Origin of the sequence: Corynebacterium sp. LK33, from assembly GCF_014334955.1 — a bacterium.
Classification (GTDB): Bacteria; Actinomycetota; Actinomycetes; order Mycobacteriales; family Mycobacteriaceae; genus Corynebacterium; species Corynebacterium jeikeium_D.
Genome location: NZ_PDGU01000024.1, coordinates 149516 through 164812 on the forward strand (window position 1 = coordinate 149516; position 15297 = coordinate 164812).

Annotated in this window: 15 protein-coding genes and 1 tRNA gene; 8 read left to right on the forward strand and 8 right to left on the reverse strand. The window is 58.2% G+C overall.

Annotation, left to right across the window (positions count from 1 at the left end):
- Window positions 1–2: 2 nt before the first annotated feature.
- The gene (gene aroA / locus CRD20_RS07900) at window positions 3–1481 is read right to left on the reverse strand and encodes a 3-phosphoshikimate 1-carboxyvinyltransferase (RefSeq protein WP_187405199.1); all 1479 of its coding nucleotides are present in this window, start codon (window positions 1479–1481) and stop codon (window positions 3–5) included.
- A gap of 70 nt (window positions 1482–1551) precedes the next feature.
- On the opposite strand from aroA, the gene CRD20_RS07905 reads away from it, so the two are divergent.
- The gene (locus tag CRD20_RS07905) at window positions 1552–2247 is read left to right on the forward strand and encodes an SOS response-associated peptidase (RefSeq protein ID WP_016422219.1); all 696 of its coding nucleotides are present in this window, start codon (window positions 1552–1554) and stop codon (window positions 2245–2247) included.
- A 39-nt stretch (window positions 2248–2286) separates the two neighbouring features.
- Here CRD20_RS07905 and ybaK read toward each other — a convergent pair whose 3' ends face one another.
- Entirely contained in the window at window positions 2287–2799 is a 513-nt protein-coding gene (gene ybaK / locus CRD20_RS07910) for a Cys-tRNA(Pro) deacylase (RefSeq protein ID WP_070439541.1), read from the reverse strand.
- Window positions 2800–2897: 98 nt separating this feature from the next.
- Here ybaK and CRD20_RS07915 point away from each other — a divergent pair, with 98 nt between their 5' ends.
- Window positions 2898–3527 (forward strand): sigma-70 family RNA polymerase sigma factor, encoded by a 630-nt coding sequence (locus CRD20_RS07915; protein ID WP_016422221.1) that lies wholly within the window; start codon window positions 2898–2900, stop codon window positions 3525–3527.
- Window positions 3528–3547: 20 nt separating this feature from the next.
- Window positions 3548–3832 carry a mycothiol system anti-sigma-R factor gene (rsrA, locus tag CRD20_RS11330; protein ID WP_038629430.1) on the forward strand — a complete coding sequence of 95 codons (285 nt, stop codon included), beginning with the start codon at window positions 3548–3550 and terminating at the stop codon, window positions 3830–3832.
- A gap of 151 nt (window positions 3833–3983) precedes the next feature.
- On the opposite strand, the gene CRD20_RS07925 is transcribed toward rsrA, so the two are convergent.
- From CRD20_RS07925 to CRD20_RS07935, 4 genes are all read right to left on the reverse strand, one after another.
- A tRNA-Ala gene (locus CRD20_RS07925) sits at window positions 3984–4056 on the reverse strand.
- A gap of 364 nt (window positions 4057–4420) precedes the next feature.
- Window positions 4421–4495: a 50S ribosomal protein bL37 gene (locus CRD20_RS11335; RefSeq protein ID WP_014300525.1), complete on the reverse strand. Its 75-nt coding sequence runs from the start codon at window positions 4493–4495 to the stop codon at window positions 4421–4423.
- Between the two features lie 76 nt (window positions 4496–4571).
- Entirely contained in the window at window positions 4572–4841 is a 270-nt protein-coding gene (locus tag CRD20_RS07930) for a WhiB family transcriptional regulator (protein ID WP_016422223.1), read from the reverse strand.
- 485 nt (window positions 4842–5326) lie between these two features.
- Window positions 5327–6433, reverse strand: a complete 1107-nt coding sequence (locus tag CRD20_RS07935) for a diacylglycerol kinase family protein (protein WP_370546116.1) — start codon at window positions 6431–6433, stop codon at window positions 5327–5329.
- A 100-nt stretch (window positions 6434–6533) separates the two neighbouring features.
- Here CRD20_RS07935 and CRD20_RS07940 point away from each other — a divergent pair, with 100 nt between their 5' ends.
- Window positions 6534–6992 carry a hypothetical protein gene (locus CRD20_RS07940; protein WP_370546118.1) on the forward strand — a complete coding sequence of 153 codons (459 nt, stop codon included), beginning with the start codon at window positions 6534–6536 and terminating at the stop codon, window positions 6990–6992.
- On the opposite strand, the gene CRD20_RS07945 is transcribed toward CRD20_RS07940, so the two are convergent.
- Both CRD20_RS07945 and CRD20_RS07950 read right to left on the reverse strand, forming a co-directional pair.
- Window positions 6989–8320, reverse strand: coding sequence for a PQQ-binding-like beta-propeller repeat protein (locus tag CRD20_RS07945; protein ID WP_069359464.1), 1332 nt, complete (start codon window positions 8318–8320; stop codon window positions 6989–6991). The genes CRD20_RS07940 and CRD20_RS07945 overlap by 4 nt on opposite strands.
- A 68-nt stretch (window positions 8321–8388) precedes the next feature.
- Window positions 8389–9753: a DEAD/DEAH box helicase gene (locus CRD20_RS07950; protein WP_187405200.1), complete on the reverse strand. Its 1365-nt coding sequence runs from the start codon at window positions 9751–9753 to the stop codon at window positions 8389–8391.
- Between the two features lie 94 nt (window positions 9754–9847).
- Between CRD20_RS07950 and CRD20_RS07955 the strand changes: the two genes are divergently transcribed.
- The 4 genes from CRD20_RS07955 to CRD20_RS07970 all read left to right on the forward strand — a co-directional run bounded on the left by CRD20_RS07955 (window position 9848) and on the right by CRD20_RS07970 (window position 15295).
- Complete coding sequence (locus tag CRD20_RS07955) at window positions 9848–10072, forward strand: DUF3107 domain-containing protein (RefSeq protein ID WP_042388469.1); 225 nt, start codon at window positions 9848–9850, stop codon at window positions 10070–10072.
- The gene (locus CRD20_RS07960; protein ID WP_049172838.1) at window positions 10072–10980 is read left to right on the forward strand and encodes a DUF3152 domain-containing protein; all 909 of its coding nucleotides are present in this window, start codon (window positions 10072–10074) and stop codon (window positions 10978–10980) included. Before CRD20_RS07955 ends, CRD20_RS07960 begins: the two co-directional genes overlap by 1 nt.
- Window positions 10981–10989: 9 nt before the next feature.
- Window positions 10990–11841: a TIGR02569 family protein gene (locus CRD20_RS07965; protein ID WP_049191104.1), complete on the forward strand. Its 852-nt coding sequence runs from the start codon at window positions 10990–10992 to the stop codon at window positions 11839–11841.
- Between the two features lie 103 nt (window positions 11842–11944).
- Entirely contained in the window at window positions 11945–15295 is a 3351-nt protein-coding gene (locus tag CRD20_RS07970) for an ATP-dependent DNA helicase (RefSeq protein ID WP_255468784.1), read from the forward strand.
- Window positions 15296–15297 lie beyond the last annotated feature (2 nt).

Consider the following 15297-nt stretch of genomic DNA (forward strand, 5'->3'; position numbering starts at 1 on the left):
TGTTATTTCCCTGCCTCGGTTCCGTTCTCCATGCCATCAAGTCGAGTGTCGACCGACTTTTCCAACGAGCTAGGGCTGGGGGAGGCCAGTCCGAGCATCTCCAGCCAGCGCAGGTCGAATCCAGGCATGGTCTTAGCGGTGGTACTGATGTTTTCGACTTCCACGTCCTCCGTGCGCAGGCCAACAATGGCACCAGCGGTGGCCATTCGATGGTCGGCGTAGCTGTGCCAGAGGCCACCGTGGAGCGGAACGGGGTCAATCGCAATGCCGTCGTCAAGCTCCGTAGCGCGACCGCCGAGGCGGTTGATTTCCGTGGTGAGCGCGGCAAGACGGTTGGTTTCGTGACCGCGCAAGTGTGCAATACCCGTCAGCTCGGTGCGGGTGGTGGCCAGGGCGGCGATGGCAGCGACCGTTGGGGTCAGCTCGCCAATCTCGGACATGTCCATCGTGATTCCGCGCAGCTCCGACGGCTTTGGACCCACGACGGTGAGGCTGGTGCGGCCGCCCTCGTGACGGTTGAACGTCACGGTAGCGCCCATAGCGGTGAGGATCTCGCGGATGCGGTTGCCCGGCTGCGTGGTGTGCTCTGGCCAGTCGGGCACGGTGACGCTGCCACCAGTGACAGCCGCAGCGGCCAGGAAGGCGGCAGCGTTGGACAGGTCGGGCTCGATCTGCCAAGTACGACCCATCATTTCGGTGGGGCGAATGGTGAACGTTGTGCGTGATCCCTCAGGTGCGTCGGCCGTGGTCTCCTCGATCTGCACACCGGCCTCGCGAAGCATGTCCAGGGTCATGTCAATGTGCGGGCGGGATGGAATCTCACCGGTCGGGCGAAGCACGAGGCCACGGCCATAGCGCGGCGCTGACAGCAACAGGCCAGAGACGAACTGGCTTGAGGCCGAAGCGTCAATTTCCACTTCGCCGCCGATGTCCGGCAGATCTTGCTCTTGGACCGAGTCGCCGAGGCGGTTGCCCTGGTTCGGTCCCTGTGGATTGACCGTGAAAGGAAGCCCATTTCCAGTGATGTTCACACCGAGGCTGCGCAGGGCATCCAGCACGGCCGACATCGGGCGAGCCTTGGCCTCTACGTCGCCTTCGAAGAACACCGACCCCTGCGCAAGAGCTGCGATAGGTGGCACGAAGCGCATAACCGTACCTGCGAGACCACATTCCACGACACCACCGCGAAGCATGCGTGGAGTGACGCGGAGCGTGTGGTTCGGGGCACCCGAATATGTCGAGTCGGCACTGATGTCAGTTCCCAGGGCCTGCAGTGCGCGAATCATAAGATCGGTATCGCGAGAGCGTAGAGCACCATGGATAACCGATGGTGTCGAAGATAGCGCCGCGATGACAAGGGCACGGTTCGTAATCGACTTCGAGCCGGCAATCTGCACCGTGGCGTTAAAAGGCTGTCGACCGGCATCGGCACCGTCGACACTTACAGTAGGGGCGGACCAATTCTGATTTTGGGAACACACACAACCAATTATGGAACACTTTCACTCCATACCTCGACTAGAGGGGGAGTCAACGGCACAATCAGTTGGTATGTGTGGTCGTTTCGTCAATTTCACAGTCGCCGAAGAACTGCTCAGCACAACTGCTGAGATTCCCGGTTTGGCGCCCGTGCGTGCCGACGGCCCGTTGCCCACCTCCCGCTACAACATCGGCCCGACCATGCCAATAGTTGCTCTTGCCCGCGAGCACCCCGGCCGCACAGGAACCATTGCTGCCACCGTGCGCTGGGGTTTAATTCCGCAGTGGGCCCGCGAAGTGCCAACAAAACCTTTCTTCAATGCCCGTGCGGAAACCTGGCAGTCCAAACCGACTTTCCGGGACGGCCTGCCCTGCGCAATCCCCATGAACGGTTGGTATGAGTGGAAGAATCGCCAGCCCTACTTCGTCAGCTTCAGCGATGACGCACCGCTTTTCACCGTCGCTGGGCTGTGGGCGCGCTGGGGCGATATCGTCTCCGCCACAATTCTCACCACCGACGCCGTGGGACAGCTCGCGGATCTGCATCATCGTATGCCGCGCGTGCTTGCCGACGACGAAGTCAGTGACTGGTTGGATCTCTCGGCCTGGGCAGCAGACGGAGATGTTGGCATGACCAGCGCAGAAGTGGTGGACAAGCTGACCATCCGACCGGTCAACCGCGCCGTCGGCAATGTTGCGAATGAAGGGCCGCACCTGCTGAATGGGCCCGATGGAGCAGCACCCGGCCACAACGAGGAGCTGTTTTAAGGTCGTATCAGTGGGGAGGTTGCAGGAGTAGCCGCCGGATTAGCGGGCGATGTCGGCGACCGTGGCGTCGCAAAGCGAAACCAGATCAGCGGGTGACAGTTCGATGTCCCACCCGCGGCGACCACCGGAGACGAACACGGTGTCGGCGAGAGTAGCGGTCTCATCAATGACGGTGGGGAGCTTGCGGCGACCGCCAAGCGGGGAGATGCCGCCGGGAACGTAGCCGGTGGCAAGTGACGCGTCATGGGGGTCGGCCATCATGGCCTTGGACGCCCCGACAGCCGCGGCGGCGGCCTTGAGGTTGAGCATTCCGGTGGCGGGGACGACGGCGATGGCCAGCCCAGTGCGTTTGCCGGATAGCTCGATAATGAGAGTTTTGAAGATGCGTTCGGGCTCGACTCCGAGATGCTCTAGTAGCCAAGAGGCGGCCTCTTCGCCGAAGTTGTCGCTGCCGTGGGGGAATTGGTGAACGTGGAAGTCGATTCCGGCGTTCTGACAGACGGCGATTGCCGGGGTGGCGGCAGCGGATTTCTTGGCGGACTTCTTCGACATAATTTCCCATCGTTGCACACCAGTGCCGCCACGCTACGAAATGCCTGGTGACGGGGGTCTGGCCGACTCGTGGGTGCGGATGTTTTAGGATAGGTAGCATGTCAGGTGATCAGACAGGAACATCGGCCATCCGGACTGATGAGTCGGATGAGGAGCTTGCGCAGCGCTTTGAGCGTGACGCCATGCCGCTTTTGGATCAGCTCTATGGAGCGGCGCTGCGGATGACGCGCAACCCCGCCGATGCCGAAGACCTGGTGCAGGAGACCTATATCAAGGCTTTTCAGGGCTTCCGCTCCTACAAACCGGGCACGAATCTGAAAGCGTGGCTCTACCGCATTCTGACGAATGCGTACATCAACAACTACCGCAAGGCGCAGCGACGTCCTGCCGAGTACGCCACCGATGACATCACGGATTCACAGATCGCGGAAACCGCGTCGCACACTTCGATAGGGCTGCGCTCTGCTGAGGTTGAAGCGCTGGAAAAGCTTCCTGACGAGGAAATTCGTGACGCTCTGATGAGCCTCAAAGAGGACTACCGGATGGTGGTCTACTACGCCGATGTCGAGGGATTGCCCTACAAGGAAATCGCCGAAATCATGGGCACGCCCATCGGAACTGTGATGAGTCGGCTCCACCGTGGAAGAAAACAGCTCCGAGACGCGTTGCACAACGTAGCCGTGGAACGTGGATTCTTGAAAGAAGAGAAGGGAGATTCTCCGCGATGAGCCGAGAGTCGAGCCAAGATATGGAGCAGACGCCAGAGCGCGGGCACGCCTGTGAAGATGCTTTCTGTCAGGATGTCCACTCGCGCCTACACGCATTTTTGGATGGAGAGTGTGATTCGGAGGAGCGCCGCTTTCTCGAGGAACACATTCACAAATGCCCTCAGTGCTTGGAAGAGTTCGGTTCCGAGCAAGCTATACGACGGCTGCTGCGCCGGTGTTGCCAGCAACCTGCCCCTGAGGACCTCCGTCAGCGCATTACCACTCGGATTCGCGTGTCCTATACGCGGGTGGAGTATCGCAGGTAGCTGCTGGCGGCTAGGTTAGGTGCGTCATCTTTTGGCGCGTATTCCTTTGATGCTTAATGCGATGTTGCGTAATGCGGTAATGCGGTAATGCGTAATGGGAAAATCCCAGGTCACGGTGATGTGGCCTGGGATATTTTTGTGGAGCTATTTGTGGAGCTAAGGGGAATCGAACCCCTGACCTTCGCATTGCGAACGCGACGCTCTACCAACTGAGCTATAGCCCCATTGCTTTCGAGCAACCTAGCTGGAGCTGCTGTAAAAGCTCTGTTTTCAGACGTTACTCCGGTGGGGTTTGGGCTCCAAACTCGCTGGTAAGGTTCTGGCGGATGGTTAATCCGGAAAGCGAGGATGCGGTATCGACGAGGCATCGAAAAGGTGTTGAAAGTGACTAGGTTTATGACAAAAAATCGCGGGTGAATTCAATTCATGTGTCATAAACCTAGTCACTTTCAGACCTGCTACCCGTTGAGGTATCCGCTGGAGGCATAAAAAACTCCACCCCGTCCCTCGGTGCAATACCGAGTTGTGCTGGAGTGGAGTGAGATGTCTTAGCCGGTGATGGCTAAGACTGCTGCAACTAAGGGCAACTTAGCTGTTCGGACGCTTGCCGTGGTTAGCCTTGTTCTTACGGCGGTCCTTGCGCTTACGGCCACGCTTGCTCATAGCTGGGCTCTCTTTCTATCGGGTTAAACAGGTATCAACCGGTATAGATTACACGGTACGAGGGTAAGTCCTTTAATTAGACCGTGGTGCTGGTGCGAGTGCGACGGGTGCGGCCGCGGTTGCGACGGCGCTTCAGTGCGCGACGCTCATCCTCGCTCATGCCGCCCCAGACACCTGCATCCTGGCCGGTCTCAAGTGCCCAGGCCAGGCACTGAGCAGTAACGGGGCAACGGTTGCAAACGACCTTGGCCTTAGCAATCTGGGCGAGGGCCGGGCCGGAGTTACCGACCGGGAAGAACAGCTCCGGATCCTCTTCACGACAAACGGCCTTGTGACGCCAATCCATGACAAACTCCTAAAACATTACGAGCCCCGGGTGAGGGCAGGGTTAAATTTCCTTGCGGGAAGGCAGCTCCGGAAATGGATTTCGTCAGACACGACAAATCGCCGTATCTCAACGAAGGTTGGGGTTCATTCCCGGTTGCCCAGGGGTATTAGGCATCTTGGGAGGGGCCACCTGTTCCATCGCCTATACGACGTGAAAGGTAGTGGGGACTCACCAAAGAGTTTGCGCCTAAAAAGGCGAGACTTGCATGGTTACACAACCAGTGAACTGCGTGCCTGTCTCGCTGACGATTTACATGTTTTCACGACTGGGGCGGTTCGTAAAGAGCAAAATGAATAAAAGTGCCAAACCTCACAGAAAAGTGAAGTTTTGGTTAAAACGCCAGGTCAAAACTAGCCCTTTGTGGGGGTAAAATTAGTTTTGGTAATTGCAGTAGTGAGGGTGTATGGCGCATTTTTGTTGGCTTGTCAGTAAACAGTTGTAGTTTAAGTCGGGTTTGCCTCGGCTTTTTGGCTAGTACTGAACAGTCGGCGTGTGCGATCCATGACCTTTTTGGTCACCACAACGAGCAAGCGCTCGTCCACGGGGCGGGTAGCGACTTTCTTGGTGAACTGGTCCTCGGTGTAATCGTCGGCACGCGCCACAAAATTGATAGCGCCTTGCTTAACACGGATGTTGAGGGACTCACACTGATTGATGTACTCGCCGTCCAACTGGAGACGAAGTGGGGCAGTAGCGGTGAGCTCGATGTGCTGGACGTTGTCGACGCGTCGTTCGCGGGCTTCGACGTGGAAGGGGGAACGCAGTCGGGTGAAGAAACCGGCTAAATTGGCTGCGGCGACAAGTCCCGTCACTCCCCTCAGGGAAGTGAAGCCATAAAAGCCCAGGCCCCTGCGTAGGGACACAGTGGGGTTGGTGACGATGGGGAGGTCGCCGAGGAATGTCCAGGGATTGGAGTTGGACACCACGGCCATTGCGAGATCACGGCCAAACTCCGTGCCGTCGATAGTTGCGGTGATTTGTGGCGGGCTTTTGCGCAACTGATTCCATGCGGTGAAAATTGCCGGCAAATAGCGCACGGCTTTGGCGCGGGTACCGTTTTGTCGGAGCTGTTCCATGGTGGAAATGACTTCCGCATCAATGCCGATACCGGCATTGACCACGAAGCATCGCTCCGCTGCATGTCCAACGCTGATAGTGCTGCGGGTTCGGGAGCGCAGCAGACTTGCGATGTACCACGCGGCATCTATGGGGTCGCGGGGAATACCCAACGCACCTGCCAAAACGTTGGCGCTGCCGGTGGGAATTGTCGCGATGGCAGGCAGGTCAGTGGCAGGCAGTGCGGAGAATGGGTTGGAGTTCATGAGCCCATTGACAATCTCGTTAATGGTTCCGTCGCCGCCGAGAGAAATAATGACGTCGTAATCGCGAACCGTTTTACCCGCCACCATTTCCGCAGCATGGCCAGGGTAGGCGGTAAACATGGATGTCAAGCGAATCCCCTCGACCGAGCGAAGCGCCCGCACAACGCCGGGCATACGTCGAGCAGTGTTACTGGTCGAATTCGGATTGGAGATTAGCAACGCACGCACAGGCACCAAGAATAGTGCATGAGCAGACTTGTGATGGGCGCATTAGCCGGTATGCCTCCAGGGTGTATTCATCGGTTCGCACCGGGCTAACATGTAGGGCGTGAGTAACCAGAAAAACAGCAGCAATGCGCCCAAATCGCGTACTACCGACCAGCTTGCGGCAGCCGACGGGCCGATCGCCGCACCTCAGGTTGTTATGGTCGGTGCGTGGATTGGTGTCGCCGAATGTGCCCTCGGTCTGGGCTACGGGATCTTCCTTCTCATTCGTGATTTGATGGGGTACCGCGACGAGGCCGCGGTCATTTCCGGTTGGGGTACCGCGCTGTGGTTCCTTCTCATTTTCGGCGCTGTTCTCGCTGGTGCGATTATGTTGCTGCGTGGCGCCCGATGGGGGCGCGGGCCGATTATTATGCTCAACCTCTGCTTGCTGGGCGTGGCCTATTACATGTTCCGCTCGAGCGCTTTTCTGCTTGCTCTACCGACGGCGGCAGCTTCAATTGCTGCGCTGGCCTGTTTGTTTAGTCCGAAGGCGATTGATTGGGCTGCCCGCTCTTTCTAAGCTTCGATGGCGAACGCGTCGACTGACTCACCGCGCTGAACTAGTAGCGTGTCACCGACAACTGCAAGGCGCACGGGCACTTCCGGCTTGTCCGCATTATTTGCATGAGTGGACTTCGCAGCTGCAGGCAACGGGAGTGTGCCGATAATCTCGAGAGTCTTGGCATTCAATACCGCGACTCCGTCAGCGACTGGCATGAAAACATGCTCACCCCATGGAGCTGGGGTTCCTGTGGCCTCAGGAAACTCGAAATCCGGCGCCAGGGTGCTCGGGCGGAAGCCCAGTAAACCACGCGGCGACCACCACGTCATGTGATGGGGAAGATCCGTTGTAAAAGGCGCACGCGGGGCATCGCCGTTGGAGTTAGCTTCCGCCGGTGCTGGGCGCAGAGTAGTCTCATCCAGCGCCAATTCAGTCAGCATCGTGCCGTCCATACGAAAAACTCGGATGCGATTGTCTGACAGTACCGCCGCCGTGTCCTGGCCAATCGATACCAGTGACATATCTGCAGTTACCGGACCAAGGTCAATATCGCTCTTGACCTCCGGTTTCCGAGACTCCTCCGGATTTGCCGCCTGCATGACCAGGCGCCCGTGACCATCGCAGTTGTTTACGACGGCCAGCAGCTCCACGCGCGTGAGCGCACTGATAATCGAACACTCCGGATGCGGCTGCATCTTCGGTTCCGGAGACGCTGGAATCTTGCCGTACTCGACTACTCGGACCAGGTCAGAGCGCCACAGCTCCAGGAATCCAGAGTCGTAGACACCCGCGTATGAGTTCGAGCGCACGGCGGCAGGGCTGTCAGCCGCAATCGATTTACGGGTCGCGACATACTGCCCCGAGTCGGGCTTGAGTGCAACGGTCTCACCGCAGCCAGCTGCCCCACGAAAAGTCGCGAAAACTTGGCCATCACTGCCCGAGAGCGCACAAAGCGGAATATCTCGTCGATAGTGCCAGCGCTCCGTGCCGTCGTTAAGCGAGATAGCACGCACGCCCTTGTTCTCAGCAACGATGAGGGAGTTGTCCATCACCAGTGGCGCCGGGGAGATGGTGTGCGTGCTTGTGCTTGCCGACGATTCAGTGGACCACACCGGCCGGAGAGTATGTGGCATTGCCTCCGGATCGTTCGCGGCCGGGGCTTGCGCTGTGCTGCTCGTCGGTGCCGTGGATTCAGTGCGATCGACCTTACGAGCCGGAGAAGCGACCCATGTCCAACCGACGACTAGCACTACGGCGATGATGAGAACTACTGATGCGATTCGATTGCGGCGCAGTCGGGTCTCTGCAGTGGTGGGCTCAGCGTTGGCTTGTGGTGACTGCAGCACGGTTGGAATGTCCTGTCGACGAGTGGTCGTGGCGAGAGGTGAGGCGGGGAGTTGGCACGCGCAGCGGCCTAGCTGCGACGATGAGAATTGGAGTGGCCGGCCCGCTTTGAGCTTCGTCCTTGGCCGCGATTGCGATGATGAGCCTGTGAGCGGTTGTTTCGCGGGCCTCTTCCGCCACGCCCGCGAGGTGGTCTGGAACCCAACACCGGGCGGGCTGGCCCGACCTTTTCATCGATTCCCTCGGGGATGTCTAGAGCTTCAGCGAGCTCGGGGGAGGTGGAAAACCACGTCGGAATCTCGGCCATGTCCAGGTCGAGAGCATCTGAAATAGCCTTCCACTTTGTGGTTTCATCCCAGCCGACGAGCGTAACGGCGACACCGCTGTGTCCCGCGCGGCCGGTGCGGCCGATGCGGTGGACATAGGTTATTTCGTCATCGGGCACCTGGTGGTTGATGACGTGGGTGACATCGTCGATATCGATACCGCGAGCCGCGACATCGGTTGCGACCAGGACGTCGACGTCGCCATTGCGGAACGCCGTCAGCGAGCGCTCACGTGCAGGCTGGCCCATATCGCCGTGGACGGCAGTGACCAGGAAGCCGCGCTCGCCGAGCTGCTCAGCAACCGAGGCGGCGCCGCGCTTCGTGCGAGCAAAAATGATGGTGCGACCACGACCGTTGGCTTGCAGGATGCGGGCAATGACCGAGACCTTATCCATCTGGTGCGATTGGAAAACAATCTGTTTAGTGGTCTCGTGGACTGTGGCCTCTTCCTCGCCTGATTCAGCGCGGATGTGCACCGGGCGATTCATAAAGGTACGTGCGAGAGTCAGAATTGGGCCCGGCATTGTTGCCGAGAAGAGCATGGTCTGACGTTCATCTGGCACCGCAGCCAGAATCTTCTCGATGTCCGGCAGGAAGCCCAAGTCGAGCATTTCGTCGGCCTCGTCGAGAACCAAAATCTTTACGCCTGACAGCTCTAGATTATTGCGCTGGTAAAGATCGATGAGACGGCCGGGAGTACCGACGATGATGTCCACACCGCGGTCTAGCTGTTCAATCTGTTCCTCATAGGGGCGGCCACCGTAAATAGTGCACACACGCAGATTGGTTGAGTGCGCAGCGCGGGCCAAATCCTCGCCGACCTGCACACATAGCTCACGGGTGGGGACGATGATGATTGCGCGGGCAGTGCCATCCGGTTCTGGAATGCGGGCGTCATCAAAGACGCGGTCAATAAGGGGGACACCAAAACCAAGAGTTTTTCCCATGCCAGTACGGGCTTGGCCGATAATGTCCGTGCCGTCGAGCGCCAAGGGCAGCGTCAGTTCCTGGATTGCAAATGTGCGGGTGATTCCTTCGTCGGCGAGTGCGTCGCAGATTTCCGCGGCGACCCCCAATTCGACGAATGTCGGGGACTGGGACTCTGCCACGGCGACTCCTTTGCTGTTTGTAACCTCACGTGACACGACGGCTTAATCGGTCTCTCTAATCCTAGCCGCTTTGGGAATGGTTATGATGTCACCTATGGACATCACTATTGGATTTGCAGACAATACGCGTGAGCTGAACATTGAAAACGTCGCTGGTGGCGAGGAGGTCAAGGCTGCGATCTCCCAGAAGCTGGCTGCTGGCGAAGGTGTGATTGAGCTCAGCGACGGCGCTGGTCAGGAGTACCTGATTAATGCTGACAAAGTCGCCTACGTCCGTACCGGTAATAACGCAGACCGTAAGGTTGGCTTCTTCGCCTAATGACGCAAGAACCCTTTCTCGTACGCATTGCAAGGAGTTGGGGGTGGCGAGCCTATGCCATCCCTGTACTTGTGGTGCTCACAGTCATCATTCTCTTCGACATCTTCACTGCTGAAGATGATTCTTCAGGTTCCGGCACTGGCACTGTCGCCTCGCAGAGTGGCAATGGTCGCCCTGGTCCGGTGCCCGGTGAGGGATACGGTGATGGTTACGAGGGAGGGCAGTTGCCACCCGGTCCGGCCTTTGCCACGGAACCCTCGGGAAATTTTAAAGATGTCACCGTGGCGCATCCCCGTGTTGGGGAGGGGCGCGACAATGCGGTCAGGTATTCCGTGGAAATTGAAGACAACATTGATGTTCCTTCGATTGGTGGCGAGCGCGCCTTTGCAGAGACGGTGAACTCGATTCTGGCCGATCCACGTGGCTGGACAGCTAATCCAGATTTTTCTTTCGAGGCAGTGCCTCGCGACCAGGATCCGACGATTGTCGTGCAGCTTTCCGCGACTGGAACCGCACATCAGCTGTGCGGCAACACCTTGGGAATGGAGACCTCCTGTTACCTGTCTGGGCAGCGGGAAGGTGAGCCTGGGCGCGTGGTCGTCAGTATCGCCCGGTGGGTTCGAGGTGCCCTGCCTTTTGAGGGGGACCTGGGATTGTATCGCCAATACCTTATTAATCACGAGGTTGGTCACGGACTTGGGTACGCGGTTCACGAGCCCTGTCCGAGGGACGGCGGTATCGCGCCAATCATGATGCAGCAGACCCTGAGCGTGTCGAACGATGAACTGCACAAAATCGACAGCAGCGAGGTCTATCAGGTCGATGGTAAGACGTGTTCTGTCAACGGCTGGCCGTACCCATTTGGGGCGGACGACGATACGGCCGCACCGACTCAGAAAGCAAGGTAGTAGCAGATTATGATCGCCACTCCTCCCGACCGTGTTTTAGAGGCCTTTGGTGCCGAGGGCGAGCCGCATCGTGCCGGGCGAGCTTGGGACAATGGCTGGGTCTACGACGATTCCATTGTCCTTTCGCCGGTACATAATTCGGCGCAGGCGCTGTGGTCTGCGAAGGTTCGCAGTGCGCTAGATGTCGATGGCGTCCGAGTGGCGAAATCCGTGCGTACCAGTGACGGCCGCTTAGTCATTGCTGGGTGGCAGGCTCGTCATTTCATCCCGGGGGGATTCGCGCCACGTGCCGATGAAACCATTGTGGCCGCTGGTCGCGTGGAAGAGTCGCTTGCCAGTATTGAACGGCCACAGTTCCTCCTTGATAAAGAGCCCGATTACTTCGTCATGTGTAATCGCGCAGCTTGGGACTCTGACCCAATCGGCATCCTCGAGCAGCTTCTCGACGCGGATAGCGTCCCCCGCGCCGATTGTGCCGAGGCTCTCACGATCTCCGGTGATCTTCTCCAGCTGCGGGCAGAGATGGTTGTGCCAACGGAGCTTCTGCAGGTCTGTCACGCAGACCTCGTCGGCACGCTGCTTTACGACGGCACGGCCGCCCCGGTTCTCACCGATATCGTGCCAGCGTGGCATGTCCGTGGTTGGACAGCTGCCTTGGCGGCAGTGGATTGTCTGTCCATGATGGGGGCTGATGAGGAGCTACTGCGGCGCTTCGATCACCTGCCGGATTTCGGTCAGTTGCTCGTTCGTGCGATGTGTTATCGACTTTTTGTCCACGCTGTTAGTCCAGAATCGCAGCCGGGTGCGTATCGCGGTCTGTTCCGCGCGGCTTCGCTAGTTCGCGCGTTTGTGTCTAAGTAACGCCGGGCAGTATTTACAGGCGTTTTTTGGGCGGGGGTATTTTTCTCCCTATTTCGAATAGGTGTTCGAGTGTTGGTCCGGAGGTTGTGCCACAATGGTGCACATGAACGTAGATGGAATGCCGAAGGTTCGGTTCGTCCAGGAGGAACCTCCTCGTCGTCGGCAGTGGTTGGGTACTGCGGTAGAGACGCTTTTCCCTTCCCATAATCAGGCGCTCGTGGTAGAGAACAAGCTTGTAAACCAGCCTGTTGTGCGTGTTTTAGGCGGTCCAGGGACTGGTAAGAGTTCGCTGCTGGCAGATCTCGCGGTGGACTACATGCAGGCGGGCATTCCGGCGGACAGCATTTTGGTGGTGTCACAGTCAAAAGAGGCCGCCGCGGAATTGAGGCGGGATATTGACAGGCGTTTTGCCTCTGAACTGGGGGAAGGCGGTTCGGTCGGGGCAGGTCAAGGTGGCATGGTGCGTGCCGTGCATTCGCTTGCCTATGCAGTAGTACGTGATGCCGCCGTCAGTCGGGGAGAGCCTGAACCATCGTTGACCACTGGTGCACGCCAAGATGCTGTCGTGCGGCAACTTTTGGCCGGTCATGCGGAAGATGGTGGTGTGTATTGGCCAGAGCGGTTGCGCCCGGCTCTTCCGTTAGTCGGTTTTTCCCGTGCGGTTCGTGACTTTCTGCTGCGTGCAGCTGAGCGGGGGATTGATGCCCCGAGGCTTCAGCAGCTCGGCGTGGACTATGGCATTGAGTCGTGGTGTGCGGCTGGCAAGTTTATGGCGGAGTATCAGCAGACTATGCGGTTGGCGTGGGAGCCCAGCCTGAACGCTGCAGAGATTGTCTCTGCGGCATTGATGGAGCTGGATGCAGACGCGCAAGCACTGGCTCGGTGGGGAAAGTCGGTGGTGCTGGTCGATGATGCTGAACACTTATCCCCGGAAGCTGCGCGTCTTGTGGATCGGTTTGTGTCGCAGGCGGCGGTGGCCGTCATTACTGGTGATGAAGATCAATCGGTATTCCACTTCCGCGGTGCTAATAATGACTATCTCCGGGGGACTGGTGAGGTCGAGTACAAGGCAATCCACTTACAGCAGTCTTACCGCTGTAACGCTGATATCGCGGATTTAGTCAACGCAGTTTCTCAGCGTTTGCCTAAGGCTCCTGCATACCGTGGCATTGTCGGTTCAGTTGGAACACAGGAAGCTCGTGAATCCGAAGTTGGAAACAACAGCGATACCGTCGCAGCGGAAAACTCGTACGCAGCTAAAAGTGCAGTAAAAATAGCTATTCATCCTTCTGAACGTGCACAGCGAGCCACAGTCGCGGACTATTTCCGGCGCCTTCATATTGACGAGGGAGTGGCATGGAAGGATATGGCTGTCATCGTCCGGTCCGGTGCAGGGGAGTCCTCTCTGTTCCGTGCGTTGTCGCGTGCGGGTGTGCCTGTGCAGATTGACCCAACGGACATCGTGCTAAGTCATCAGCGATTGGTGCGAGCGCTGATGGTGGCGTTGCGGGCAACTATGAACCAGCTCGATGACGTGGAGTGGGACGAGTTCCTCTCCGGCCCATTGGTCAACATGGATCCGATTGTCAAAGAGCGTCTGCTGCGCGGAATCCGAAAGGCCGACCTGTTCGGCGGGGCCGCGATGACTCAGCTCATCGGAATCTTGAAGGTAGAGGGACTCACAGCTGAACAGCTGGAGCTTATTGAGTCTCTGTCGCAGCGTGAACGTCAGGCGCTGCAGGTGCCGCTGGATCTGTTGAGCGCAGCTCGTGAAGCGTTGCGCGATGGTGTGGAAGCAACTTTGTGGGCAATTTGGCAGTCCACTGGTTTGGCAGACCATCTGGTGGCGGCATCGTTGCGCGGCGGTACAGCTGGCGCATCGGCTGACCGCGATTTGGATGCTGTGATGGCACTGTTCGACTTTGCTGGTGACCGTGTGGAGCTGAATCCAAAACTGACGGTTGACGGTTTTATCGCTTCTGTGGAAGAGCAGGAGCTGCCCATCGGCGCACGTGACCGTAGCGGGGTAGAGCGCGATGCCGTGCGCATTCTCTCAGCCCATGCGGCTCTGGGCAGGCAGTGGAAAGCAGTAGCAGTTGTCGGAGTCCAGGAAGGCCAGTGGCCCAGCCTCGGTGTGACTGGCTCGGTGATGAAGCAGAACGAGTTCATCGGTCTCGTTGATCACGGAATTGAGCCGCGGGAGTACATCAATTCCATGGCGGATGCGCTGGCGGAGGAACGCCGTTTGCTGCACGTCGCGGTATCACGGGCGAGCGACAGGGTACTGCTGACCGCAGTCGATTCTCCTGACGATGTTGGAGTTCCCAGTCCGTTTATTATCGAGCTCGTTGAAAAGCTCGGTAATTCGGTGACGGAGCTGGTGAAACAGTCGGAAGCCTCGTCGTCTGCGAACGGAGTCGGGGCTACGGATAATGAAGCAAACGCCGGCAATCCGGATGTTGCAGAGGCAGAAGATGTCGCATGGGCCGGTGAAGGCCTGCCACGGGTGCTCTCTGTGGAGTCACTGCTGGCAGAACTGCGTGCAGCCGTTGTGGACGATGCGGAGACTGAGACGCGGCGTCGACAAGCTGCACGTCAACTCGCGCGATTGGCGCAGGTTGAGGTTGCTGGCGCACATCCAGACACCTGGTGGGGGCTCCGTGCACCGTCGACTTCGAAGCCGGTAAATGACAAGAAGCCGATGAGGATCAATCCCTCCAAGGTGGAAGCAACCCTGAGTTGTCCGTTGAAGGCCATGTTGGATAAATCAGCACCGACATCGGCCATGTATCTGGGCTCTCTACTGCATCAGGCGGTAGAAGCAGTCGCCAAGGGAGTGACTGTGCCTGAGGCTCAGTCTGAGATCCGGCGTGTTTTTGGGGACCTGTCCGATGATCCGGAGTGGCGTAAGCGTACTGAGGAAGAGACCTGGTTGACCGGGCTGGAGGATTGGCAGCGGTGGATTGAGACTAAGAAAGATATCGGAACCGAGGTCCCAGTAAATGTCAACATCAACGATGACATCGTGATTGTCGGACGAATCGACCGGTTGATTGAAGACGCTGATGGTGCAGTTCAAATCGTCGATATTAAAACCGGTAAGACAGCGCCCTCCGGTAAAGAAGTAGAAGGACACGCACAGCTAGCTACATATCAACTGGCGCTGTCGAAGGGGAAGCTCGTTGAAAGCGGAGATGGGCTCGCTGTGGACAACGGCGAAGGCATTGAACAATCTGGGGCATACCTGGTATTTCCGCGAAAGTCACACAATAAGACCATTATCACTAGCCGCGAACAGTCAAAGCTCACGGAAGACAAGTTGGCTGACTGGGAGCGTCGCGTAGAGCAGGTAGCACGTGCGACGTCTGGCCCGCGTGCCTTGGCGCTCGCTGGTGATCATTGCAAGTTCTGCACGCTTTCGAAGGCGTGCCCGGCAGCAGAAGGGAATCGGTAGTC